The organism is Candidatus Rhodoblastus alkanivorans (genome assembly GCF_022760755.1).
Lineage (GTDB): Bacteria > Pseudomonadota > Alphaproteobacteria > Rhizobiales > Beijerinckiaceae > Rhodoblastus > Rhodoblastus alkanivorans.
The window spans coordinates 1-21,906 of record NZ_JAIVFP010000004.1 but is presented as its reverse complement, the minus strand read 5'-3'; the positions used below and the strand labels follow the sequence as shown (position 1 = coordinate 21,906).

The 21,906-nt window shown below is 61.6% G+C and carries 26 protein-coding genes and 3 pseudogenes; 13 read left to right on the top strand and 16 right to left on the bottom strand.

What is annotated here, in order from left to right; genetic code table 11:
- Positions 1-1,898 (bottom strand): Ti-type conjugative transfer relaxase TraA (traA, locus tag K2U94_RS20340; RefSeq protein ID WP_243069103.1); only part of this gene is annotated, 1,898 nt, incomplete at its 3' end.
- 348 nt (positions 1,899-2,246) lie between these two features.
- Between traA and K2U94_RS20335 the strand changes: the two are divergent.
- Positions 2,247-2,534: pseudogene (locus K2U94_RS20335) on the top strand (mobilization protein); the annotation flags it as partial.
- 290 nt (positions 2,535-2,824) lie between these two features.
- Here the strand turns inward: K2U94_RS20335 and K2U94_RS20330 are convergent.
- Positions 2,825-3,883, bottom strand: a complete 1,059-nt coding sequence (locus tag K2U94_RS20330) for an IS5 family transposase (protein WP_243069102.1) — start codon at positions 3,881-3,883, stop codon at positions 2,825-2,827.
- A 97-nt stretch (positions 3,884-3,980) separates the two neighbouring features.
- Between K2U94_RS20330 and K2U94_RS20325 the strand changes: the two genes are divergently transcribed.
- Entirely contained in the window at positions 3,981-4,643 is a 663-nt protein-coding gene (locus tag K2U94_RS20325) for an HAD family hydrolase (protein ID WP_243069101.1), read from the top strand.
- 220 nt (positions 4,644-4,863) lie between these two features.
- Here the strand turns inward: K2U94_RS20325 and K2U94_RS20320 are convergent, their stop codons facing one another.
- The 6 genes from K2U94_RS20320 to K2U94_RS20295 form a co-directional block, all read right to left on the bottom strand.
- Positions 4,864-5,196: a transposase gene (locus K2U94_RS20320; protein WP_243069100.1), complete on the bottom strand. Its 333-nt coding sequence runs from the start codon at positions 5,194-5,196 to the stop codon at positions 4,864-4,866.
- Positions 5,197-5,223: 27 nt separating this feature from the next.
- On the bottom strand, positions 5,224-5,538 hold the full coding sequence (locus K2U94_RS20315) for a type II toxin-antitoxin system RelE/ParE family toxin (protein WP_243069099.1): 315 nt from the start codon (positions 5,536-5,538) through the stop codon (positions 5,224-5,226).
- Positions 5,538-5,819, bottom strand: a complete 282-nt coding sequence (locus K2U94_RS20310; RefSeq protein WP_243069098.1) for a type II toxin-antitoxin system ParD family antitoxin — start codon at positions 5,817-5,819, stop codon at positions 5,538-5,540. The genes K2U94_RS20315 and K2U94_RS20310 overlap by 1 nt, the downstream gene beginning before the upstream one ends.
- A gap of 168 nt (positions 5,820-5,987) precedes the next feature.
- The gene (locus tag K2U94_RS20305; protein ID WP_243069097.1) at positions 5,988-6,758 is read right to left on the bottom strand and encodes a hypothetical protein; all 771 of its coding nucleotides are present in this window, start codon (positions 6,756-6,758) and stop codon (positions 5,988-5,990) included.
- A 705-nt stretch (positions 6,759-7,463) separates the two neighbouring features.
- A complete protein-coding gene (locus K2U94_RS20300) occupies positions 7,464-7,763 on the bottom strand; it encodes a ribbon-helix-helix domain-containing protein (RefSeq protein ID WP_243069096.1) in 300 nt (99 codons plus the stop codon).
- Between the two features lie 70 nt (positions 7,764-7,833).
- Complete coding sequence (locus K2U94_RS20295) at positions 7,834-8,493, bottom strand: nucleotide-binding protein (RefSeq protein ID WP_243069095.1); 660 nt, start codon at positions 8,491-8,493, stop codon at positions 7,834-7,836.
- 170 nt (positions 8,494-8,663) lie between these two features.
- Here K2U94_RS20295 and K2U94_RS20290 point away from each other — a divergent pair, with 170 nt between their 5' ends.
- The 3 genes from K2U94_RS20290 to K2U94_RS20280 all read left to right on the top strand — a co-directional run bounded on the left by K2U94_RS20290 (position 8,664) and on the right by K2U94_RS20280 (position 10,236).
- Positions 8,664-8,942 carry a type II toxin-antitoxin system TacA family antitoxin gene (locus K2U94_RS20290; protein WP_243069105.1) on the top strand — a complete coding sequence of 93 codons (279 nt, stop codon included), beginning with the start codon at positions 8,664-8,666 and terminating at the stop codon, positions 8,940-8,942.
- Between the two features lie 3 nt (positions 8,943-8,945).
- Positions 8,946-9,461, top strand: coding sequence for a GNAT family N-acetyltransferase (locus tag K2U94_RS20285; RefSeq protein ID WP_243069094.1), 516 nt, complete (start codon positions 8,946-8,948; stop codon positions 9,459-9,461).
- A 238-nt stretch (positions 9,462-9,699) separates the two neighbouring features.
- Positions 9,700-10,236 (top strand): isopentenyl transferase family protein, encoded by a 537-nt coding sequence (locus tag K2U94_RS20280; protein ID WP_243069093.1) that lies wholly within the window; start codon positions 9,700-9,702, stop codon positions 10,234-10,236.
- A 468-nt stretch (positions 10,237-10,704) separates the two neighbouring features.
- Here K2U94_RS20280 and K2U94_RS20275 read toward each other — a convergent pair whose 3' ends face one another.
- The 4 genes from K2U94_RS20275 to tnpA all read right to left on the bottom strand — a co-directional run bounded on the left by K2U94_RS20275 (position 10,705) and on the right by tnpA (position 13,370).
- Positions 10,705-10,947 carry a hypothetical protein gene (locus K2U94_RS20275; RefSeq protein WP_336606186.1) on the bottom strand — a complete coding sequence of 81 codons (243 nt, stop codon included), beginning with the start codon at positions 10,945-10,947 and terminating at the stop codon, positions 10,705-10,707.
- Positions 10,948-10,949: 2 nt separating this feature from the next.
- The gene (gene tnpC / locus K2U94_RS20270; RefSeq protein WP_243068968.1) at positions 10,950-12,602 is read right to left on the bottom strand and encodes an IS66 family transposase; all 1,653 of its coding nucleotides are present in this window, start codon (positions 12,600-12,602) and stop codon (positions 10,950-10,952) included.
- Positions 12,603-12,675: 73 nt separating this feature from the next.
- Complete coding sequence (gene tnpB, locus K2U94_RS20265; protein WP_184428059.1) at positions 12,676-13,023, bottom strand: IS66 family insertion sequence element accessory protein TnpB; 348 nt, start codon at positions 13,021-13,023, stop codon at positions 12,676-12,678.
- Positions 13,020-13,370, bottom strand: coding sequence for an IS66-like element accessory protein TnpA (gene tnpA, locus K2U94_RS20260; protein ID WP_272884932.1), 351 nt, complete (start codon positions 13,368-13,370; stop codon positions 13,020-13,022). Before tnpA ends, tnpB begins: the two co-directional genes overlap by 4 nt.
- Before the next feature lie 99 nt (positions 13,371-13,469).
- On the opposite strand from tnpA, the pseudogene K2U94_RS20255 reads away from it, so the two are divergent.
- Positions 13,470-14,453, top strand: a pseudogene (locus K2U94_RS20255) (IS5 family transposase); the annotation flags it as partial.
- Positions 14,454-14,634: 181 nt separating this feature from the next.
- Here K2U94_RS20255 and K2U94_RS20250 read toward each other — a convergent pair.
- Together K2U94_RS20250 and K2U94_RS20245 are read right to left on the bottom strand one after the other, a co-directional pair.
- Positions 14,635-14,880, bottom strand: coding sequence for a hypothetical protein (locus tag K2U94_RS20250; RefSeq protein ID WP_243069092.1), 246 nt, complete (start codon positions 14,878-14,880; stop codon positions 14,635-14,637).
- A 553-nt stretch (positions 14,881-15,433) separates the two neighbouring features.
- Positions 15,434-16,000, bottom strand: coding sequence for a recombinase family protein (locus tag K2U94_RS20245; protein ID WP_243069091.1), 567 nt, complete (start codon positions 15,998-16,000; stop codon positions 15,434-15,436).
- A 109-nt stretch (positions 16,001-16,109) separates the two neighbouring features.
- Here K2U94_RS20245 and K2U94_RS20240 point away from each other — a divergent pair, with 109 nt between their 5' ends.
- From K2U94_RS20240 to K2U94_RS20210, 7 genes are all read left to right on the top strand, one after another.
- Positions 16,110-16,643, top strand: coding sequence for a MarR family winged helix-turn-helix transcriptional regulator (locus K2U94_RS20240; protein ID WP_243069090.1), 534 nt, complete (start codon positions 16,110-16,112; stop codon positions 16,641-16,643).
- Entirely contained in the window at positions 16,640-17,422 is a 783-nt protein-coding gene (locus tag K2U94_RS20235) for a DNA alkylation repair protein (protein ID WP_243069089.1), read from the top strand. The genes K2U94_RS20240 and K2U94_RS20235 overlap by 4 nt, the downstream gene beginning before the upstream one ends.
- 22 nt (positions 17,423-17,444) lie before the next feature.
- On the top strand, positions 17,445-17,789 hold the full coding sequence (locus K2U94_RS20230) for a DUF6616 family protein (protein WP_243069088.1): 345 nt from the start codon (positions 17,445-17,447) through the stop codon (positions 17,787-17,789).
- A 41-nt stretch (positions 17,790-17,830) separates the two neighbouring features.
- Entirely contained in the window at positions 17,831-18,598 is a 768-nt protein-coding gene (locus K2U94_RS20225; RefSeq protein WP_243069104.1) for an HD domain-containing protein, read from the top strand.
- Complete coding sequence (locus K2U94_RS20220; RefSeq protein ID WP_243069106.1) at positions 18,579-18,818, top strand: hypothetical protein; 240 nt, start codon at positions 18,579-18,581, stop codon at positions 18,816-18,818. The genes K2U94_RS20225 and K2U94_RS20220 overlap by 20 nt, the downstream gene beginning before the upstream one ends.
- A complete protein-coding gene (locus K2U94_RS20215; protein ID WP_243069087.1) occupies positions 18,799-19,245 on the top strand; it encodes a VOC family protein in 447 nt (148 codons plus the stop codon). Before K2U94_RS20220 ends, K2U94_RS20215 begins: the two co-directional genes overlap by 20 nt.
- A 274-nt stretch (positions 19,246-19,519) precedes the next feature.
- Positions 19,520-20,056 carry a GNAT family N-acetyltransferase gene (locus K2U94_RS20210; RefSeq protein ID WP_243069086.1) on the top strand — a complete coding sequence of 179 codons (537 nt, stop codon included), beginning with the start codon at positions 19,520-19,522 and terminating at the stop codon, positions 20,054-20,056.
- A 25-nt stretch (positions 20,057-20,081) separates the two neighbouring features.
- Here K2U94_RS20210 and K2U94_RS20205 read toward each other — a convergent pair whose 3' ends face one another.
- Complete coding sequence (locus K2U94_RS20205) at positions 20,082-20,843, bottom strand: hypothetical protein (RefSeq protein ID WP_243069085.1); 762 nt, start codon at positions 20,841-20,843, stop codon at positions 20,082-20,084.
- Positions 20,844-20,915: 72 nt separating this feature from the next.
- Positions 20,916-21,906, bottom strand: a pseudogene (locus tag K2U94_RS20200) (ATP-binding domain-containing protein); the annotation flags it as partial.

Below are 21,906 nucleotides of genomic sequence, written 5' to 3'. Positions count from 1 at the left end.
TTCTCCAGAAAGATCACCCGATCGCCGGCGACAAACTTCCGTTCGCCGTCGTTGGTCGAAAAGGAGACCTCGCCCGCCTCGGCGCCCCGCGCCAGCGCCCCCGCATCCTGACGCGCCTCGCGGATGGCGGCGTTGAGCGCCCGCACGTCGGCGCGTCGATGCGCCAGCACTAGGCGCGAGCCGTCGGGACGCTCCCGCATGTCCTGCACAACGTCGCGAACGATGGCGGAAACCGCATCGTCCCGCGTCTCGGCGAACCGCACCGCGCCGCGTTCGGTGTAGGCCGCGAGCCCCGCCGCCGTCCGATGCCGCGCGAAATCCACCGCCGCCTGCCGCTGCCAGTCCGCCGTTTGCCGGCGAACCCCTTCCAGTTCGACGAAGCCCACCCGCTCGGCCACCGCCCGGAACGCCGCCCCGGCCTGGATCGGCTGCAACTGCTCAGGGTCGCCGACGAGCACGATTTTCGCCCCCACCCGCTCGGCTTCGCCCACGAACCGCGCCAGCTGCCGCGACGAGACCATTCCAGCCTCGTCGATCACCAGAACGTCGCCCTTGGAGAGTTCGCCGCGCCCGTTCTGCCAGCCATGCTCCCATGACGCCAAGGTGCGCGCGGCGATGCCCGACGATTCCGCCAGCCCCTCCGCCGCCTTGCCGGCGAGCGCCGCCCCATGCACGCGATAACCCTCGGCCTCCCACGCCTCCCGCGCCGCCGAAAGCATCGTCGATTTGCCGGCCCCGGCCAGCCCGACGACGACGGCGAGGCGCGCCTCCCCCGTGACATGGCGCACAGCCTCCCGCTGCTCCCCAGAAAGAAACGGCCGTGCCGCCAAAGCGGCCTCGACATGCCGCCACGCTGCGCCATGTTCGCGCGCTTCGACCAAGCGGCCGGCGCTCTCCGCCATCCCGCGCTCGATCTCGACCATCTCCCGCGTCGAATAGCGCGCAGCCTCAATGACGCTTCCGTCCGGCCCTCGCCGTTCGGCCTGTAATTCGACCAGCGCCGGCGAGCCCATCACCTTGGCGAAGGCGTTCTGGAATTCTTCCGCCCCGTCGATATAGCGATGCAGCGCGCGCGCCACGTCGCGCCGGTCGAACACGCTCCTTTCGCCCGTCACAATCGACAGAACCTGTTCCGGCTTCTGCCGGATCAGCTCCGCGTTGCGCCGCGCCGCCTCTCTATCCAGCCGCGTGCGCGAAACATCCTTGCCGCGCCGCTCCATCTGCGTCGCATGCACCCCCATATGCTCGGTCGGCTCGATCTCGAGCCCCCGCTCCTGATGCGAGCGGTGATCGATCCGAATCTCGAACCCCGCCTGCGCCAGATGTTCGTTGGCGACCTGCTCCCACGCCTGGCGGATTTCTCGAAGCTGAACCTGCGAACTCGCCATAGCGTGCGCGGCAAGCCATTTGTTCTCTCGCTCGATCGCCGTCTTCTCGCCCAATCCTTCCGCGCTCACAGCCCGCGTCGTCATCATGAGATGCGCGTGATGATTGCGAACGTCAGTGGCCCCGTGCGGAGCATGAATCGCAAAATCGACTGCCGTCCTGTAGCGATCGGCGAGCCCTTGCGCGAACGCTCGCGTCAATTCCAGACGCCGCTCGGCGGAAAGCTCATGCGGCAGTGCGATCTCGAATTCGCGCGCCACCCGCGCGTCCTTGCGCTTGTCCGCCTGCTCGGCGGCGTTCCACAAGGCCGAACGATCCAAAGCCCATTCCGCCTCCGAGCCCTGCGGAATCACGATCTGCGCGTGTTCGACGCCCTCTCGCCTTGTGAAGTCGTGCGTCAGCCCGTCGCGTTCGTTGGTGAGCTTCTCACCCGCGCGATAAGCCGCCGCCGCCACGCTGCTGCGCCCCGACGCCCGCGAGATCGGCTTCATGGAGAGATGATAGATCGCCAAGGGAGACCGTGCGGAAACGAAGACAAGGAAACGCGCTCAACCAAACACCTACAAATGACACTGGCAAGCAGCGCCGATCCCTTTAGGAATCTATCGCGCCGCCTGACAGCCATACCAGCGCCTGAGTTGCGAAGCAACTCGTAAGTGCGCCCTTCAACATCTCTCGCTGCGCTCGTTCTGCCTCAGGTGTTCGCCGCTGCGCGGTTGCTGATCACGGCGGCAATGTGCATTGTTGACGCGAAACTGTCGGACGATGTGACCCCGCGCCGCATTCACGATGAACCATGGCTTGGCCTTCGAGGGAAATCCCGTTACGGTCGCCGCAGATTCGACCTTTAGGAATGAGCCGTGGCCAAGAAGAGCATTGCCGAACGCATCGCCCAACTCGAAGCGCAGAAGAAATCCCTGCAAGCCCGCCTCTCCAAACAGCAGCGCACTAACGACACGCGCCGCAAGGTCCTGCTCGGCGGCGCCTTCCTCCTCCACCGTCTCGAAAACGATCGCGCCTTCGGATCGACGCTTCGTGATTACGTGAAACGCGAGCTGCCGACCTTCCTATCCCGCGATGCCGACAAGGCCCTGTTCGTCGATCTGCTCGGCAATGAAACATCGGCGGCGGCGGTCGTGACTCCTTCCAACGCCCGCGACGAAAGGAGCGACACGCAGCCCGACGTGGAGAACGAGAGCCCGCCAGTTCGATCAGGCGCCACCATGCGCCCGGACACCATACCCGTGGACATTTGACGCTCAAACTATTGGGCACCTCGAAAAATATGCCCCTTTTGGCCTGATGACCGGCGTTCGCGTTCGCAGCGCGGTAGATCGTTCAGTCCTTGGCCTCTCAGCGAGGCTGCCTGACGCCACCTGCTTCTCAGGTAGCAGCTTGATCGGGTCAGCTCACACGACCCAACGCGTGGCGCGCCGGTTCAGCCAGCCGCAGCCACCATCCTTTCAAGACAAACGAAGCGGCGCATGTTGTAGACGAGGTTCGTCATTCCGATTTTGCACCGCGCGCGGACGATGCCGATGGTGCGCACGAGTTCGGCTCGCATGCCGTTCTTTTGATCCCCAAATACATGCTCGACGCGGGCGCGCACCTTCGAGCGTGTCGTATTGGCGGCCGTCTGCGCCTCGCTGAGTTTGCGATTGCGATAGGCCCGGCGATGAATGCGGCTCTTCAGGCCGCGCTCGGCGAGTTTTTCCTCGATCTCATCGCTGCGATAAGCACTGTCTGCCCACACATCCGAAGCCGTGTTATCCGAATCAAGAATGTCTTCGAACTTTTGACTGTCGTGCACGCTCGCGTCGCTCACCACGTAGCGGCGCACCAATTTGTGGCGGCGGTCGACGCCGATATGGTTCTTGTAACCGAAATACGAGCGTTCATGCTTCTTCGTCCAGCGCGCGTCCTTGTCCTTCTGGCGGTTCTTGGCCGGCTTGGATTTCCAGTCTTCCGGCGTCTTGCCTTCCTTGATCGCCTCGTTGTCCTCGCGCGAATTGTGTTGCTTGGGCGCCGACACGATCGTCGCGTCGATGATCTGACCGCCCCTGGCGAGATAGCCCTTGGTCTTCAAGAACCCGTCAAACAGATCGAACAGCCCTTCCACCGCGCCCGCCTTGGCCAGCGCCTCGCGATAGAGCCACAAAGTCTTGGCGTCGGGAACCGCGTCTTCAAGGCCAAGGCCGAGAAAGCGCATGAAGGAGAAGCGATCACGAAGCTGGTATTCCGCCTGATCGTCGGAGAGATTGTAGAGCGCCTGCAACACCAGCGCCTTGAAGATCACGACTTCATCCCAAGGCTTGCGTCCCGCCGAACTCTTGCGTTCCGCTTCGCTCCTGCGAAGCTCGCCTTTAATCAGCGCCGCCTTCAGCTTCGGCCGGAAAGATTCGAACGGAACCATCGCCGCAATCGCAACAAGCGGATCGTTCTTTTCGTTGAGACTTTCATAGCGCCGGTTCAAATCAAAGAAGCCAAGCTGCCCCATGCCAACCTCCCCCGCTCAGAGCATGAGAACCTTGAATCTGATTTGACCGGTGTAGGCAACAGCCTATTTTTCGAGGCGCCCTATTGAAGCAGACGGCATGTCCAACCGCTATCGCTTGCTCATTGCCGATTTCGACGGAACGCTCGTGGAAACGCTCGATGACGTTGCCTGGTGCATGAAGCGGACCTTCGAGGCGAACGGCTTCAGCGCGCCCGATCGCGACGCCGTCCGTGCGACCACCGGGCTGAGCCTGGAGGACTCCCTCCGCCGGCTTTGCGCTGGTCCGCTTTCGTCGCAGGAGCTTTCTCTCTCGGTTCAGACATATCGAACCTTCTACAAAACCGAACAGGGACGCCGTTCCCGGCTTTTCCCGGGCGTGCGGAAAACGCTGAAGGAGATCAACCAGCGCGGCGTCGACGTTGTGATTGTCAGCAACAAGGGCGTCGACGCCATTCGCGCCGCCCTGTCGAAATTCGACCTCGAGGAGCTGATTGCGAAGCCTTTTGGCGCAGACGTGACGCGCCATCGGAAGCCGCATCCGGCGCTCTATCATGAGGAGATCAAGCCGCTGTTTCCGGATGTCCAGGACCACGAGGTTCTCGTCGTCGGCGATACCGGCGTCGATCTCGAATTCGCCTGGAACGCCGGCGTCGCCGCCTGCTGGGCTTCCTATGGTTATGGCGGGCTGGAAGAGCGCTGGCCGCTTGAACGCCAATTTATCCTGCGCGAATTCGCCGATCTGCTGGAAATTATGGCGTAGGAAATCGCGCGATTTCGCCCCGGCGGGCCGCCTTGGCGTACAAGATCAGAACAAGGTTCAAAGCCCCGCAAAAGGGGCGCTGTTCGCCGATCTGCTGAACGGAACGGACGCGGAGGAAGCGGGCGTTGTCGAAGACACTCCCGCGATGCGATCCGCTCTTGGCGAACAGCAAGAATCGACAACGCGGCTGTGGATAGTCTTGCTCATCGTTTCGACGGCCTCAGACCTCGTCCAAGCTCTTCGGGCGTAACGATAGCAGTCGCGTCAGCGTCTCCGCGATCTGGTCGATTTCGTCCGCCATCTCGCTGACCTGATCCTGCAGATCCGCCGCCAGCTCGAACATGTCCGGCGCGCCGGCGAGCGCCCCCTCGCCGATCACCTTCATCGCCAGTCCATGCAGTTTCAAAAGCTCGCCCCGCAGAACCGGCTGGAAATGCTCGCGGTCGCTCAGCAGCCCCCGCAAAGCGTCGAGACAATCGACCGCCTTCAACAAGTCCGACGTGTCGAAATTGTCATGCAGCGTTTCCCAGTCCTTGTTGCCGATCTCGGCCATTTTACGTCCTCCGAACCACCCTTGGGGTCACGCCTCGTCGATCTGCAACGCCGCTTCGAAATCCTGACCGCCATAGAAAATGCCGATAATCGTCACGGCGTCGGCTTCGACCGCAAAAGCGATTGTGACGCGACGGCGGAATCCGATCGTGCGCAGCCCGGGTCGCAAATCGTCGCGGCGCGTTCCGCGTTCTGGGAAGGTTTCCAGCTTCTCGCAATAATCGACGATCGCTCCGGTGAAACGATCGGCGATTGTCGGCGCTGTCTTCTCGGAAATCCGCCTATGGAGAGCGACAAGCTGCGCCTCGGCTTCCGGCGAGAAAATGACGCGATAGGACTCCATCAGGGAGTCTTCTTCGTCGCCCGCTCATGTTCGGCCGCGAGCGAGGCGCGCACATCGGCGGTGGATCGCCCGCGCGACGGATCGGCCTTCATGGCGTCATAGGCCGGGACAACCTCTTGTCGCAGCCAATTCTCAACCGCGCGGTCGCGCGCCTGCAAGGCGCGCAAACCGTCCCGAATCACCTCGCTTTCGCTGGCGTAATCGCCAGACGATACCTTTGCCCTGACCATTTGCGCCATTTCCGTCGGCAGCGTCACGCTGAACTGCTGGGTGCTACGCATCGGACCCTCCAATAATGTTCTATAGGATTTAACACCATCGAGAGCCGCCCGAAACAGAAATCGCTGGCCTCGGAATCGGCTCAAGCTTCCTCCCCGCTGTTCGTTTTACCGAACCTCGCCGCTCCTCTTTTCATCGAAAAGCCTCTTCGCGGCGAAGCCGCGTAAAGCTTATGTCCGCCGCAAGACGCCGTTTGGCGTCTTGCGAAGGGGATTTTGGGAAAGTTGACCGCGTGAAACGCGGTCTCCGCGTAAGATTCTGAAAGAATCTCTATCCGTGGCCCCTGATTTTTTGCACCCTCCCCCCTCGGCCGCGCCAGCGCGGCCTTGCGCCTTCCGTTTCGGGCCTCGCTCGATCCACGTCTTCCATTCCCGCGACACGACCCGCACCACATTGGCGAGGTTTGGCCGCTTGTCGCGCCGCCGCTCCTCGATGGTGACGAGCCCATCGCGCGCGGCCGTCCGCAGCGCGTTCCTGGCGGTGGTGACGCAAATCCCCGCCCGCGCCGCGATCTCCCCCAGGGTCAACATGCAGGCGCCTCGATCGCGCACGGCGTCGGCGACGATCCGCAAGGCCGCGAGCTCCCCGGTCGTGAACTGGCTGGCGAGCTGCGGCGGCATTGGCCCGGACGCCGCGAGCGTCCGGCGCCGCGCGATCGACGCGCGCCGATCAGGCGACCGCGCCGCCTTGTGCTTGGGCGGGAAATGGCTCGGCCGTCCCGCCGCCCGCGCCTGCGCCGCCACCTGCGGGGCGCGGACCGCCAGCCGGTCGACTCCCCGCACCTCGCGCCGCCGCGCCTCGATCGTCTCCGCGAGACTCTGCGCCTGCTCGTCGGTCAGCCGCCCCGCTCCCCAATCGCTCCACACCGCCCGGCAAAAGCCGTCCAGCGCCGCTAGGGATTTCGCGCCGGCAATCGCGGTCAATAGGTCTATCGCTGTCACAGGCCCCTCCTAAGGGGCCGCCTGAGCCTCCTAATCAGCGACGAGCCGCGGGTCGCTTGAGGGCGCAACTCTCCGTTCCCGGCGAGAGAGTTCTCGCCGGGTTGAAAACAAAGCTCCGCCCTTCGCGAAACCAGAGGGTTTCGCGTTGACACGATCCGTAGCCTGTGGGAGATTTTCGCCGTTATCTTCTGGCGGCTCCCACAGTCGTCATTAACGGCCAGGTGCTTCCAACACCCGGCCGTTTTGCTTTTCAGGGGTCAGCGCGGCGTTGCGTTGCTGTCCTGAACTGGAAATACGAATTGAATCGCATGTTCCATTGCGGCGCGTCGCGATTTGAACCGCCCTTCGGCTATCGCTCGATCAATTGCGTCTCTGACGCGCTCGTGAACGAACACCGTCGTCTCGTAAAATCCAGCCTCACGCTGTCTCTTACGGATGACAGCCATACTCGGGGCCGACGGCTTACGAAGCTTAGCAGCCAAGAATCACCTCGCGACTCGCACTAGTGAGTGTGCGTGAGTCGCCAAACTCTGTAAAGTCGGAGATTTTGGGGGGTTCGGCCCCGGGCTGCGCCGGCAACGGCTCCTACCCCCATGAAAAAGCCCGCCAAGCGGCAAGCCTGGCGGGACGCAAAACGGCGCGAGCGCGAATGAATTGTCTAGATGCTGCTTTGCCAGCAATTAGGCAACACAGCAAAAAGGCATATCAATCGTGCTTGGCGAAGAGGTCGGCCAGCGCCTCGCGCATCAAATCCTCAATCGAACGGCCCGCATCAACCGAAAGGCGCTTGAGACGCTTATGCTCGTCCGGCGCGACGGCGACGGTAATGCGCTTTAAACCCTCGCGGGTCGCCGCAAAGAATGGCTTGCGCTCGCCCTCCCCCTCCTTCTGCGCCTTCGCCCGCGCGACGGGCTTCGGGGCAGCGGATTTCATCGGGACGGACGGCGGCGCGGCCTTGGCCGCAACGGCTTTCATGGTGTCGGCGAGACTGGGGCGGCGGCTCATGGGCGGAATTCCTGCGTTGCTGGCTTGCCAGCATAGCTGTTTGCCTAATTGCTGGCAATATGCATTGCTGCTAAAGCTTCAATTCAAAAAACAGCCACTTCCGCAAATCGGCAACCTCTTCGGCGGCCTTGCCCTGAGGCTCGTATTCGGGCGCGGTCTGCCCTGCGGTCAGCGCGTGGCCGTAGGCGGCGCGTTGTTGCAAAGTCACTGGCGCAACATCGATCCCGTGAACGGCCACGGCTTCCCGTGCGTCGCTCAAGATGTGCGAGGCGCGAGGGGGAAGGGCGTTCAAAACGACGAAAGCCCGCTTGCCCGCCAGCTTCACAAATTCAGCCGTCGTGCCAATGGCCCGCAAATCGAGGATTCCGGCGCGGCATGGGATAAGGATGAGGTCAGCGGCCCGCGCGGCGGCCATAGCGGCGGCCTCGGCATGGGGCGCAGTGTCGATAATGCAAAGCTTGGCCCCGCCTTCCTTGGCAGCCTGAAGGCCTGCGGCAAGGCGGGTGTGGGGCAGAGCGACGACGACAGGGGCTTCGTCGGCGCGGGTATCCTTCCAGCCCGCCGCGCTCGCCTGCGGGTCAAGGTCGATAACCGCGCACGGCTTGCCTGCCGCCTCGGCGGCGGCGGCGATATGCAGGGCGAGGGTGGTTTTGCCTGCGCCGCCCTTCTGGCTCAGAATCGCAAGGACTTTCATGCTTGCTGCTATAGCAGCAATAAGGCTTGCCTTCAAGGCATTTTGCCTAGTTGCTGTATTGCCAGCAATTAGGCAATGCGCGTCAGGGATGAAAGCCCGATAGAGCCGAAACCGCCGCGAAGGGCAGGAGCGGTTCGGTTCACGACCCTAGCTTAACTTTCACTATTTGATTGAATTCCCGCCTCTTGTATGCTAATGTCATACACATGAGAGAACAGCCCTTGAGCAGCTCTGTCCTAAGCGTTCGGGTTTCCTCCGATGAACGCGCCCTTTTGGAAGAAGCGGCAGCGCAGTCGCACACGACCTTGAGCGAATTCATGCGGCGTCGGTCGATCGAGGCGGCGGAAGCCGAGGTTCTGAACCGCTCCGTCATCACCATTCCGGCCAAAGACTGGGAAGCGTTCGAAGCGTGGATTAGCCGCCCTGCCGAGGCGGTTCCGACGCTCGCCGAACTCGCACGCCGCACCCCGTCTTGGGAGCGATAGGAAGTGGCGGCGGTCACGCCGCCCCGTCCGCTCGCCGAAAGCGACGACCGCAGGGAATTCGACTGCGGTCGGGAATCCCTCAACAACTGGTTCCGCCGCCATGCGTGGGTAAACCACGCCAACGACGTGTCACGCGTGAGCGTGATCACGGATGCGAAAACGGGCCGCATCGTCGGCTATGTGGCCTTAAGCGCCGCACAAATCGAGCGGGCGTATCTGCCCAAGCCCCAGCAACGCAATCGCCTTGACCCCGTGCCCGCGCCGCTGCTCGGGCAACTCGCGGTCGATAAGGCCTATCAGGGCAGGGGGTATGCGGTTGACCTGCTGCACTGCGCCCTGAAAACCGCGCTACGAGTTTCCGAAAGCGTCGGGGGCATGGGCGTGATTACCCATCCGCTCGATGACAGCGTGAGGGGCTTCTATGCGAAGTGGGGCTTTCAGGAGCTGCCCTTTGACCCACGCCGCGCGATGATAATTCGCATGGCGGATTTGCGCTTGCATTTCAGTGACAAAGGCTGATTTGCCTAATTGCTGGCAATACAGCAATTAGGCAACCAGCTATTGCAAAGGCTCTACCTTTCGCAACGGCGCTCAACGCTCATTATGGAACCAATGGCCGCGGTTCTCGAAATTCACCAATTTCGATAACCCCGACGCTCTCTCATCCAGATTGGCGCGCGACAATTCGTGCTATCAGAGCCTGATCTGACAAAAGTCAGAACCTAAGGCCTATCGCGTGAGTGTCAGGGAGAGGGCGATGAAAAAAGTCGCTGTGTTCGGCAATACAGGAGGTGGCAAATCGACGCTCAGCATCCGGCTTTCGGAAATCACGGGATTGCCTCTTCATGTCCTTGACAAGATTCAGTATCGAGCAGGAGGCGCACCGGTTTCGCCGGAAGAATTCAAGCGCGCCCATGAAACAATTCTGGCAGAAGATCGGTGGATTATCGATGGATACGGCAGCCCAGACACGCTGTGGCCACGCCTGAGCATGGCCGACAGTCTGGTCTATGTTGATCTCCCGCTACGTGTTCATTTTTGGTGGGTGACTAAACGGTTTGTCACTGGTCGGCTCAATCCGCCAGAAGGTTGGCCGAAAGATAGCCCAATTCTTAAAAGCTCGCTCAGCAGCTACCGGGTGCTCTGGCTGTGTCACAAGCATTTGACTCCAAAATATCGCGAGTACGTCAAGGAGGCTCGATACACAAAGAATGTCTATCACCTTCAGTCAATCGATCAGATTTCTAAATTTTTTAAATCGGTTGAGCGGGCTAAATTTGAAGATGGCGCGTAAGCATCCTTCCTGGCTAGCGCGAATGACTCTTGAACTGGAAGTGCATATCTCAAGACTTCAGTGCACTGGCGGCTCGATGGTTCAGCCAACCGCCTAGCAAAAAGCCGGGCACGATGTAGGACAGAAACAGCAGGCGATACCAAAGCGGATAATGAAGCCACCACACCGACATAAGTTGGTTTAATACGACGGCGGAAAGACCGGTCACCCCCCCCCCACATCTCCTGATTCGCGGCGATCATCGTCGCCGCCGTCAGGCAGAAAATCCACTTATGGGCGCCTCGAAAAATAGGCTGTTGCCTACACCGGTCAAATCAGATTCAAGGTTCTCATGCTCTGAGCGGGGGAGGTTGGCATGGGGCAGCTTGGCTTCTTTGATTTGAACCGGCGCTATGAAAGTCTCAACGAAAAGAACGATCCGCTTGTTGCGATTGGTATCCATCCGGCGTAGCACGCAGGCGGCTAGCTTCAGGTTGATCGCCTCGCCATGATCGTCGGATCGTCTTTGTGGATTTTGATGAGGTCGATCAGGTTCTCGATGCCGAAGTCGGTGAAGGCCATCTCGCCATCTTCGGACGTGTCATAGACCCAGATCACGCCGTCCTCGACCTCCATGCCGATGGCGATTTCGAACAGCCAGTCCTCATCTTCGCCAAGCTCCCTGGCGACGCGGCTGATCGTCTTGACGTGATGGACTTTGTTGATGTGCACGGTCAGGCGGCCTGAGCGGAGTTGGCCGGCGCCTGCGGCTTCCAGTTCCAAGGCGCCAGCTCATCGAGCCGGTGCGCGGGGTGGCCGGCGATGCGGGAGAGGACATCGGCCAACCAGGCCTGCGGGTCGACGCCGTTCATCTTGCAGGTGATAATAAGGCTGTACATCGCCGCTGCGCGCTCGCCCCCACGATCCGAACCGCAGAACAGCCACGATTTTCTTCCAAGGGCGATGCCGCGCAGGCCACGCTCGGCGGCGTTGTTGGAAAGGCAAACACGGCCATCATCCAGAAAAAGTGTGAAGGCGGCCCAACGCTTGAGAATGTAGTTGATCGCCTTGACCAGATCATGCCCCCGCGACAGTCGGGCGGCTTGCTCGCGCATATAGACCTGGAGATCCTCGACCAGTGGCCGGCTGAGCTTTTGTCGAACCGCCAGGCGCTCCGCGGCGCTTTTGCCGTTGATGATCCGCTCGATCTCGAACAGCGCGTCGATGCGGCGCACAACCTCGATCGCAATGGGCGACAGCGGAATCTCCTTCTTGCCGGCGGCCTTGCGCCGCGCGTTCTCCTCGATGTCGGCCATGGCGAAGAACGGCCGTCGCGCATGCACCCAACACGCCGCCTCCTTGATCGGACCGGGCTTTCGGTCGGCCTGATAAAGCTTGCCGTAGCCTTCAAAGGCGTCCGCTTGGAAAATTCCGGAATATCCGGCCAGATGCGACTGCGGATGCTCGCCCCGGCGATTGCGCGAATAATAGAACATCGCCGCCGGCGGCCCGGCGCCGCCGAAGGGCTTGTCGTCGCGCACGTAGACCCAACATCGCCCGGTGTCGGTCTTGCCCTCGGCCAGAACGGGCACGGTGGTGTCGTCGCCATGCAACCGCTCGGCCGCCATCACATGCGCCTCGACCAGGCGCAGGACCGGCGCGAGCGCCGCGCAAACCGATCCCACCGCGTCCGCCATGGTCGACATCGCGATTGGCACGCCTTCCAGGGCGTAGCGTTCGGCCTGACGGTTCAAAGGCTGGTGCTGGCCGAACTTCTCGAACACGATCATCGCCAGGAGGCTCGGCCCCGCCCATCCCCGTGCAATGACGTGGAAGGGCGCGGGCGCCTGGGAGATCTTCTCGCAATCGCGGCACGTGAATTTCTCGCGCACCGTCTCGACCACCTTCCACTGACGGGGCTGCGACTCCAGCGTCCGCGTCACGTCCTCACCGAGCTTGCGCAGCCTTTTGCCACCGCAGCACTCGCACGCCGTCGGCGGCGCGATCACCACCCGTTCGCGCGGAAGATGGTCAGGGAACGTATTGCGCTCGGGACGTTTGCGCGTAAATCCGCGCACGTTGGTCGCCAGGGCGACGGCCTTTTCCGCCGCCAGTTCGTCTTCCGTGGCGCCGGCCTCCGCCTCTTCGAACGCCAGCGCCAACTGGTCGACCAGACGCTCCGAGCGCTCCGACTTTTGTCCGTAAATCTGGCGCTCCAGCTTGGCGATCCGCAGCTTCTGCTGCGCGATCAGCGCCAGATCTTCGGACGCCTTGGCCCTGGCGACGGCCAATTCCGCAGCGACTTCAACGGCGTTCGCACGCTCGACAATCAACGCCGCTTTCAGGGCGGCGATATCGTCAGGAAGGGCGTCACGAGCGGGGGCCATGCGACGCAGTGAATCATATATTTTGCGATTCGTGGCGCCCCAAAATGCGGCCGACTCCGAGTTTTTTTCACGCTCACCCAGCGCTCTTTGGCCGCCAGGTCAATTGTGGATTACGCCAATCAATTCCTTCAAGCATGTAGGCCATCTGCGCCGCCGAGATCGACAGAGCGCCATCGGATGCCGACGGCCAGATGAACTTTCCCCGGTCCAATCTTTTGGCGTAAAGAGACAGCCCGACGCCGTCATGCCAGAGAATCTTCGCCAGATCGCCGCGGCGCCCCCGGAAAATGTACAGATCGCCAGCGTGCGGATCACGTTGAAGCCCCTCCTGAACCTGAAGCGCGAGGCCTTGCATGCCGCGCCTCATGTCGGTGTGGCCTGTCGCGATCCAGACCCGGACGCCGCTTGGGATCGGAATCATCGCAGGCCCCGCAATGTCGCGGCAATCAAATCGGCGCACGCCGACGCGCTGATGCTGACCCGCGCGCCCCCGGGCAGATCCACGACGATTGCAGGCGCCAATTGAGGTGTCGGTTTGTCCGCCGGCGGCGGATCATGGGTGACAAGCGCGCGTAAAAACGGCGCGCCGCTCTCGCGCATGGCGTTCCGACGCCACGTGTAAATGAGGCCGGTCGAAACCTCGCGACGCCGCGCCACCGCGGCCACGATCGCGCCCGGAGCGAAGGCTTCCGCCAAAATCTCGCGCCGCTCGTCATCGGACCAGGAGCGGCGACGATCTGGACCTGTCAGCAAAATAGAATGGGCCATGAGCAACTCTTAGGCGCGCTCGTATCAGCGCTCGTAAGAGCGATCTCTCCGCCAAATCCGATCTCAACGGAAGGCGGCCGCCACCGAAGGGATACTGCGATTGCGGCGATGGTTCCGTTCGAATCTTTCCGGCCGAAGCTGAAGGCGGCGCTGATTAAAGGCGAGCTTCGCAGGAGCGAAGCGGAACGCAAGAGTTCGGCGGGACGCAAGCCTTGGGATGAAGTCGTGATCTTCAAGGCGCTGGTGTTGCAGGCGCTCTACAATCTCTCCGACGATCAGGCGGAATACCAGCTTCGTGATCGCTTCTCCTTCATGCGCTTTCTCGGCCTTGGCCTTGAAGACGCGGTTCCCGACGCCAAGACTTTGTGGCTCTATCGCGAGGCGCTGGCCAAGGCGGGCGCGGTGGAAGGGCTGTTCGATCTGTTTGACGGGTTCTTGAAGACCAAGGGCTATCTCGCCAGGGGCGGTCAGATCATCGACGCGACGATCGTGTCGGCGCCCAAGCAACACAATTCGCGCGAGGACAACGAGGCGATCAAGGAAGGCAAGACGCCGGAAGACTGGAAATCCAAGCCGGCCAAGAACCGCCAGAAGGACAAGGACGCGCGCTGGACGAAGAAGCATGAACGCTCGTATTTCGGTTACAAGAACCATATCGGCGTCGACCGCCGCCACAAATTGGTGCGCCGCTACGTGGTGAGCGACGCGAGCGTGCACGACAGTCAAAAGTTCGAAGACATTCTTGATTCGGATAACACGGCTTCGGATGTGTGGGCAGACAGTGCTTATCGCAGCGATGAGATCGAGGAAAAACTCGCCGAGCGCGGCCTGAAGAGCCGCATTCATCGCCGGGCCTATCGCAATCGCAAACTCAGCGAGGCGCAGACGGCCGCCAATACGACACGCTCGAAGGTGCGCGCCCGCGTCGAGCATGTATTTGGGGATCAAAAGAACGGCATGCGAGCCGAACTCGTGCGCACCATCGGCATCGTCCGCGCGCGGTGCAAAATCGGAATGACGAACCTCGTCTACAACATGCGCCGCTTCGTTTGTCTTGAAAGGATGGTGGCTGCGGCTGGCTGAACCGGCGCGCCACGCGTTGGGTCGTGTGAGCTGACCCGATCAAGCTGCTACCTGAGAAGCAGGTGGCGTCAGGCAGCCTCGCTGAGAGGCCAAGGACTGAACGATCTACCGCGCTGCGAACGCGAACGCCGGTCATCAGGCCAAAAGGGGCATATTTTTCGAGGTGCCCTTATCTCACTGTTCAAATTTGCGAGGCCAGCTCTAACAGCACGGTGCGTTGATCCCGTCTCGCGATTGTGGAGACCAGGCAGCCTGCAAGAATCGTCAGCGTTGCGCCCGAAGCCTGCCGCGCCAACAGCATCGGCAGGGTGAAGGCTCTGGTGGGAAAGGCGGCGCCATAAGCGGGCCAGGCGTGGATCGCTATGACATTGCCAGTCGCCTCCATCGCGCCAAAGAAGGCCAGCCCGGCAATCACCGCGCCGATCATCCGGGGTGTTACATTACTCATGCTTCCTCTTTCGTTGGAGCACGCGTGGCTTCGCTCAAAGCGTGATCGGGCGTGCGCCCGGCTCTCTTACCCAGCACAGCACAGCGGCAGGGATCACGGATCCAAGCCAAACGAGGTGATACCAAATCGGATATTGGGACCAAATGAGAGCGTGCCAGGGGATTGAAATAGCTAGCAAAGACACCCCGACCCACAGCCCAGCGTACCAATTGTTCCGCTCTATTCTTGATGCAAGCCACCCGGCGCCGATAGTCGCCGCTATGCCGACGATCAAACGCACGAAGAGCATCGGCAGGGTATATGCGCGGGTAGGAGCTGCTACCGCGTAGCCTAGCCAAATAGAGGAAGCGATCAAGTGGGCGATCGTCGTGGTTACGGCAAAGGCGGCCAGGCCGACGATGACAGACCAAACTGAGCGACTCACGTTCCTCTCCATGGTGTGCACCAAGATTTGGCGGCAAACTAGCTGATCTGCAAGCCTCCAAGATGCAGACCGTCGGCCGGCGCTGACGACGATGAACCACCCTCAATCTCAAGCCATCGTTCGGTAGATGGCGGCCGGACTCACGCCGTAGGAGCGAGCAAGGTCGGCGACGGATTCTCCGTCTTTGCGCCTTTGCCGCGCCTCCTGCTTCTGCGCCGCCGTCATTTTCGAGGGCCGCCCCATGTGCTGACCGCGCATTTTGGCGCGGGCGCGGCCTTCGCCTGTGCGCGTGCGGATCAAATCACGCTCCACGTCAGCCAAGCCGCCGAGCACGGCGATCATAAGCCGCCCCGTGCTGGTCGATGTGTCCGCCCACGGCTCCGCGAGACTGAGAAATTGCCCGCCCGCGTCGACAATTTTTTTCACGATCGCGAACAGTTCGAACGTCGATCGCGCCAGCCGGTCGATGCGCGTCACCACCACTTGATCGCCCGCCGCGATGGATTTGACGAGCTTGCCGAGTTCCTTGCGGTCGACTTTCGCGCCGGAAACCTTCTCGCGATAGATGCGCGAACACCCCGCCGCCTTGAGCTGGTCGAGTTGCGCTTCGAGGGTTTGCCCTACGGTCGAGACGCGGGCGTAACCAAGGCGTTTTGGGGCAGGACTATCGGACATATCTTTCGAGAAGCGTAAGCCTTTGCGGCGCAAGGATCAACGAAAATTCTCGAAAGTCTTGAATTATGCAATATTGACTTAAATTAGCCACCATATTATATGGTGGCTAATGGAAATGCTGGAACGAAAGCACCTCGCCTTGCTCGATGAAGCACAACGCCGAGGCAAACTCGAAACCGCTAACATCCGGCTGTGCTTTGAGTTACTGGCGCTTGCCTCCGCAATCAACCGCGATTGCGCCGCACGCCTCGCTCGACACCAACTATCCGAAGGAAAGTTCGTGCTGTTGTTCCTGCTGCATGATCTTCCCGAAGGACTTTCCCCATACGAGCTGGCCGAACGGGCAGGCGTCACGCGAGCGACGATTACCGGGCTTCTCGACGGGCTAGCGCGCGACGGCTTTCTTGCCCGTCATGGTGATATGGAAGATCGCCGCAAGGTCATCGTGCGTCTGACTGCGAAGGGACAGAAAGCAGCACGCGACCTGTTCAACGATCATACCCAATGGATCAACTCGCTTTTCTCTGGATTCAGCGCCCACGAACGACAGGTGCTCGACCGCTTGCTGCGGCACGCATGGCGAAACACTGATCTCGGAGCGAAAGAGGGAATGGCCAGCGAAGCGGGCGGCGTCCCCGCATGAACGCCACCTCGAAGCGCGCGAGTCAGCGCGTCAAAGACGTAGACCCCGCTCGCCTTGCCATGCTCAACGCAGGCGAAATCGAGGCCGCAACGTTGACCGAATGCCTCGCTATTGATTTCGCAGCTCTGATGCGCGTGGTCTTGCCGGAAGTGGGCGATGACGCAGCGACCATCATGGAGTGCGAAGCCAAAACCGGCATTTCCAAGCGCATGGCTCTAGCGGCTCGTCTGAGCTATGACCGCCTTGGCACCGGCGCCATAGACAATTTGCGGAAGCATCGCTCCGATACGTTACGGAGCTGGGCCTGCTTCATGATCGGTGCGACTAATGGCGTGACGCTCACGGATCGCCTTGCCGCGATCCGCCCCCTTGCTGATGATCATCATTTCGGAGTGCGGGAATGGTCATGGATCGCCGTGCGGCCACACCTTGCCGTCGATCTCAACGAGGCGATTGCAAATCTTGCCGGATGGACGACCGATCCCTCCGAACGGCTCCGGCGCTTCGCTAGCGAGGCAATCCGGCCACGCGGCGTGTGGTGCGCGCATATCGTGGCGCTGAAACAGCAGCCAGCAAAGGCGCTGCCGATTCTGGAACCCCTGCGAGCCGATCCCGCTCCATATGTGCAGGATTCCGTTGGCAACTGGCTGAATGACGCGGCCAAAGACCAACCAGAATGGGTCCGTGGCCTTTGCGCTCGCTGGACGGCGGAAAGCCCAAACCCTGCGACCTACCGAATTTGCAAACGTGCCCTCCGGTCAATCAATAGCAAGGACTGACGATCTCCAAAGGAAACACTGTATGGCGCACTATCTGGTAGAACTCTACACTCCAAAGCCCGCATGGGTGGCGCTCGATCAGAACGGTCGGCAGCGGTTCTTTGAGCTTATCAGCTCCGGCATGGCGGGCCTATCGGCTTTCGGCATCGAGGCCGTAGCTCTGGGCGAGATCGACGCGACCAAAATGCATGCGGCGCCCCAACAGTTTTTTGCAATCTGGCGTTTTCCCGACGAAGTGGCGTTGAACGCCCTTCTGTCCGGTATAGCGACGTCTGGATGGCATAACTATTTTGAGACGATCAATGCTGCGGGGACTGGAACCAATCTTCCTGGCCATCTCGTGCAACTCCTCGCCGCGAAAGGATAAATTAGCGAAACAGGATCTCTGCGAGACCTTCATCGAAATTGGTGATTTACGAATGGTCTAATTTGGCGCAGCGCAAGCCGCTGCGCAGGCTGATTCAGAACGGCACCGCGAGACCAATCATGACAGAAGCTCGGGATGGCAGGCTCTGCGAAATGGAGAAATGGATAAGTATTTGCGACGCCATCGCCGGCGAGCAGAGTCCATCGGACGCATCGCATGATATTTCTCATTGCCGCAGAGTATGGCGGCTTAGCCTGGCAATCATGGCTCGCGATGCGATCGAGGCAGACCTATTGGTTCTGATGGCGGCTGCCTACTTCCACGATATTCGCAATTATCCCAAAAACTCGTCCCTGCGGGAACTCACGTCGACCCATTCCGCGGACAGAGCTGTAGAGCTCCTGTCCTGCCATGGATTTCCCCCTGAGAAGACCGCAAAACTGCATCACGCGATCGCCGCGCACAGCTTTTCGGCGGGGATACCGCCGACGTCGAACGAAGCGCGCATCGTTCAGGACGCGGATCGCATCGAGGCCCTTGGCGCTATCGGATTGGCGCGCGCATTCGCCGTGGGCTCTACTTTGGGTGCGAATTTGTTCGACCCGGATGACCCCCTTGCCGAAAGCCGCTCCCTGAATGACCGTCGGTTCACCTTGGATCATTTTCAAACGAAACTATTTCATTTGCCCGACAAAATGAACACGCGGGCAGGCAGAGAAATTGCCGAACGGCGCGTCCTGGTTCTCAGGGACTTCGTTTCAAACTTGATGAATGAGCTGCATCTGGCGGATGTCGACTCCGCTGCCTGATCTGTCCAAGCCTATCGGCAAGATTATCCTGGTCGTATTCGGCCTTGAAATGTCCTGGCACGAAATGCTTTCGGGCGAGCGGCCTTCCTCGGCCAGCACCGTGTCGATGATCTTGGCGATCTCGGCCTTGGAGAAGCTGCGGCGATGGAGGGCGATGGAGGAAGCGGTGCACCAAAGATTGACACTGTCTACAGAGGCCGATGACCATCGACCCATCTGAAGACTCCAAAGGAGACGCCATGATACGAATCCGGGAGATCGATCATCTCGTGCTTCGCGTCGCAGATCTCGACGCGATGCTGAAATTCTATTGCGACGTGCTTGGCTGCGCGATCGAACGGCGAAACGACGCCCTCGGTATTGTGCAGCTCAGGGCAGGGCGTTCGCTGCTTGATCTCGCGCCAGTCGATGGCCAGCTCGGGCGCGCCGGCGGCGGCACGCCGGGAAGGGAAGGACGCAATCTCGATCACTTCTGCTTCCGGGTCGACCCTTTCGACGAGAGCAAGATCCGCAGCCACCTCGCAGCACATAACGTGGAGGCCGGCGAAACCACTTCACGCTATGGCGCGGAGGGCCAAGGACTGTCGATCTACATCAAGGATCCCGAAGGGAATGTCGTCGAACTAAAAGGGCCGGCAATCGGTTGACGATTGCTCTGCAAACAACGACAGTCCCATTTTCGGAAGCATTTCTCGCCGACCTAAAAGCCTCTTGACTGGCAAGGTTGGGCATGGCATGGCGAATTCATGGTCGACGTTGCGAACCATTCGCTGTTTTATTGGTGGCGCTCTTATCGATAGGAGCGGCGCGTCGTCATAAATTGACCATCGCCGCTGCGATTATGCCGGCATGGTCTTAACCCGCATTCCTAAATTCTTCCGTCCCGGCCTTATAGCAGCGGCTCTCCAACCGGAGAGCGCTATGAATCTGTCCAATTTCCCCACAATTGAAACCCAGCGTCTTCGCCTCACGCCATTGACTTGCGATGACGCCACCGCGTTGCAAGAGATAACGAATGATCCTGTAATTACAAATGCCGTTCACTTTCTGGCAAATCCGTTCACCTCGGATGACGCCGCTGCTCTTATCATCGGCGAAAAGGACGATCGCGACTGTTTTATCGGCGCTTGGGACCGCGATGACCTCGTACTCGTCGGCGTAATCGGCACGCATCTCCATGGCGAGAACGAGATCGAGATCGGCTATTGGATCAAGAGTTCTTTACATGGACTTGGTTTCGGATCGGAAGCCGCGATGGCGGTAATCGCGATGCTGCGCGGAACGTTTCCGACTCGCCACATAACAGCCGAGTGTCGCGTTGAGAATATTGCATCCTGGCGCCTCCTCGAAAAATTAGGCTTCCGTCCCAGCGGCGAAGCAGGACGGCGACCGGGTCGCCAACGCTTGATTCTCTACCTCGATCTCGCCGCCAATGACGCGGCGGATAGGGAGGGGTGAGTGCTATTGACCAACCAGTGCCGCCTCAAAACCCCTTCGGAATGCGATAATGGCGGCGATCGTCCGCCGACGTGAACTCCACCGCCTGGGCGTCGATCTCGACGCAGAGATGGGTCTTGCCCTTCTGATCCCGACATGTGTCGGTCGGGAAGCGCACGCCTTTGGCGTCGAGCGCGCGGCCTTTCTCCTCCATCTCTTCGACCGTCGCGGCGACGGCCCGGGCGCGTTCTTGAAGGCGCGCCAGCTCTTCCCGGGCGGCGGCTATCTCGGCGCGCTGCCAGCCGATCATCGCATAGCCGCCGGCGCCGGCGAGCATGAGGGCGCCGAGCGCCGTCGCGCCGATGAGCCCCAGGGCGCGCCAGGACAGTCGCTCGCGCGCCTCTATGAGCGACGCTTGCGCTTTGTCGATTGCGGCGAGGCTCGCCGTCAGCGTCGCCCGCACCGGCGCCGTGACGTTCTCGGCTGCGACGCCGACGACCGACGCCGCGTCTTTCAGCGCGGCGCGAACTTCTCCCGCCACGGCGGCCTTGCCGCCCGCGAACGCCTGCGGGCCGAGTTGTTCGACCTGTTTTGTGAAAGCGGCGATTTGGGTCGCCAATCGCTCCTCCTGCGCGCCGAGGCCGTTCGAACGCTCCTCGATCCCGACCAGCAACTGCGCCACGCTCTTTTGCAGCGAGAGCGTCTGCGCGACGATTGTCCTATGCGCCGTCTCGGCTTGTTTTTGCAACGTCTCGGCGTGGGTGATCGCCGCCCCGATCCGCGCCAGTTGCTCCTGCGCCTCCGTCATCGCTCGAAACTCTCCACAATCCATTGCTTCGCAATACCGCCGGCGCGGATACGCCGCCGCGAGCGCCGCTCCCTACATCTCCATGCCGTAGGACCGGCGCTGCCGTTGCCCGCGCTCCTGCTCCGCCTGACGTTCCTGTTCGGCTTTCCGCTGAGCTTCCGCCTCGGCCTTCTGGCGCGCTTCCTGCGCCACGCGCGCCGCCTCGATTTCCCGCGCCCGCGCCGCCTCATAGGCCGCGCGCGCCTCCGCCACGCCCCGCGCCGTTTGATAGGCTTGCCGGGCGGCGGCCACCGCCTCCCGCGTCCGCGCGTCGGCCGGCGCGGCCGGTTCTGCCCCGGCGCCCGGCCGTTCGCGCTCTTCCTTGCGCGCCAGAACCGACCGCGCCAACGCCAGCAACGGATCTTCCCGTGAAGACTCTGTCTCGCGCGCCTCCCTCGGCGCCCGCCTGGCGAGCGAGTCCTGCTCAGTCTGTCTGGCGGCGATCGCGTCCGGACGCGCGGGCGCCGGTCCGGGCGGCCTCCCCCCATTCTGTTCCGGCGCCGGGCGATCCCGGCGCCCCTTCTCCCGCCTGGCCTCCTTCTCGGCCCGTGCACGATCATCGTCGGACAGCGCCGCCCGCCCAAGCTCCTGAACCCTGCGCGGAACCTCGATCCGGCTCGCGATCCCGAGCTCCGCCGCGATCCCTCGCCGTTCGGCGTAATCCAGCGTCGTCTCCTTCGCTCCCGACCGCGACAGCCGCTCGCGCAAATCGCGCACGCCCTTGAATTCGTCGCGCCCGGCGTAAAGCATCGCGTCCTCGCGATGCCGCGTCATCGCCACATAGGTCAGGTGCCGGTCCATCCCCTCCGACGCCAGCACATAGGCGCGGTCGACCGTCGCCCCTTGCGATTTGTGAATCGTCGTCGCATAGCCGTGGTCGATCGCCGCATAGTCCGACATCGCGACCGAGACCTCCCGCCCCCGGCCCGGCCCCTCGGCGCTATCCAGCCGCGCCATGAGCCGCCCCTCGGAAACGCCCGTCACCTCCCCCAGCATGCCGTTCTTGACGCCAAGGTCGCGGTTG

Coding starts and splice junctions, on each gene's coding strand:
- K2U94_RS20220 (WP_243069106.1), top strand. CDS start 18,579: ATGTCGACTCCGCTGCCTGATCTGTCCAAGCCTATCGGCAAGATTATC.
- tnpA (WP_272884932.1), bottom strand. CDS start 13,370: ATGGCCCATTCTATTTTGCTGACAGGTCCAGATCGTCGCCGCTCCTGG.
- K2U94_RS20310 (WP_243069098.1), bottom strand. CDS start 5,819: ATGCGTAGCACCCAGCAGTTCAGCGTGACGCTGCCGACGGAAATGGCG.
- K2U94_RS20330 (WP_243069102.1), bottom strand. CDS start 3,883: ATGGGGCAGCTTGGCTTCTTTGATTTGAACCGGCGCTATGAAAGTCTC.
- K2U94_RS20320 (WP_243069100.1), bottom strand. CDS start 5,196: ATGGCCGAGATCGGCAACAAGGACTGGGAAACGCTGCATGACAATTTC.
- K2U94_RS20245 (WP_243069091.1), bottom strand. CDS start 16,000: ATGTCCGATAGTCCTGCCCCAAAACGCCTTGGTTACGCCCGCGTCTCG.
- K2U94_RS20240 (WP_243069090.1), top strand. CDS start 16,110: ATGGAAATGCTGGAACGAAAGCACCTCGCCTTGCTCGATGAAGCACAA.
- K2U94_RS20280 (WP_243069093.1), top strand. CDS start 9,700: ATGAAAAAAGTCGCTGTGTTCGGCAATACAGGAGGTGGCAAATCGACG.
- K2U94_RS20325 (WP_243069101.1), top strand. CDS start 3,981: ATGTCCAACCGCTATCGCTTGCTCATTGCCGATTTCGACGGAACGCTC.
- K2U94_RS20300 (WP_243069096.1), bottom strand. CDS start 7,763: ATGAGCCGCCGCCCCAGTCTCGCCGACACCATGAAAGCCGTTGCGGCC.
- K2U94_RS20215 (WP_243069087.1), top strand. CDS start 18,799: ATGACCATCGACCCATCTGAAGACTCCAAAGGAGACGCCATGATACGA.
- tnpC (WP_243068968.1), bottom strand. CDS start 12,602: ATGGCCCCCGCTCGTGACGCCCTTCCTGACGATATCGCCGCCCTGAAA.
- K2U94_RS20235 (WP_243069089.1), top strand. CDS start 16,640: ATGAACGCCACCTCGAAGCGCGCGAGTCAGCGCGTCAAAGACGTAGAC.
- K2U94_RS20205 (WP_243069085.1), bottom strand. CDS start 20,843: ATGACGGAGGCGCAGGAGCAACTGGCGCGGATCGGGGCGGCGATCACC.
- K2U94_RS20210 (WP_243069086.1), top strand. CDS start 19,520: ATGAATCTGTCCAATTTCCCCACAATTGAAACCCAGCGTCTTCGCCTC.
- K2U94_RS20315 (WP_243069099.1), bottom strand. CDS start 5,538: ATGGAGTCCTATCGCGTCATTTTCTCGCCGGAAGCCGAGGCGCAGCTT.
- K2U94_RS20290 (WP_243069105.1), top strand. CDS start 8,664: ATGAGAGAACAGCCCTTGAGCAGCTCTGTCCTAAGCGTTCGGGTTTCC.
- K2U94_RS20250 (WP_243069092.1), bottom strand. CDS start 14,880: ATGATCGGCGCGGTGATTGCCGGGCTGGCCTTCTTTGGCGCGATGGAG.
- tnpB (WP_184428059.1), bottom strand. CDS start 13,023: ATGATTCCGATCCCAAGCGGCGTCCGGGTCTGGATCGCGACAGGCCAC.
- K2U94_RS20230 (WP_243069088.1), top strand. CDS start 17,445: ATGGCGCACTATCTGGTAGAACTCTACACTCCAAAGCCCGCATGGGTG.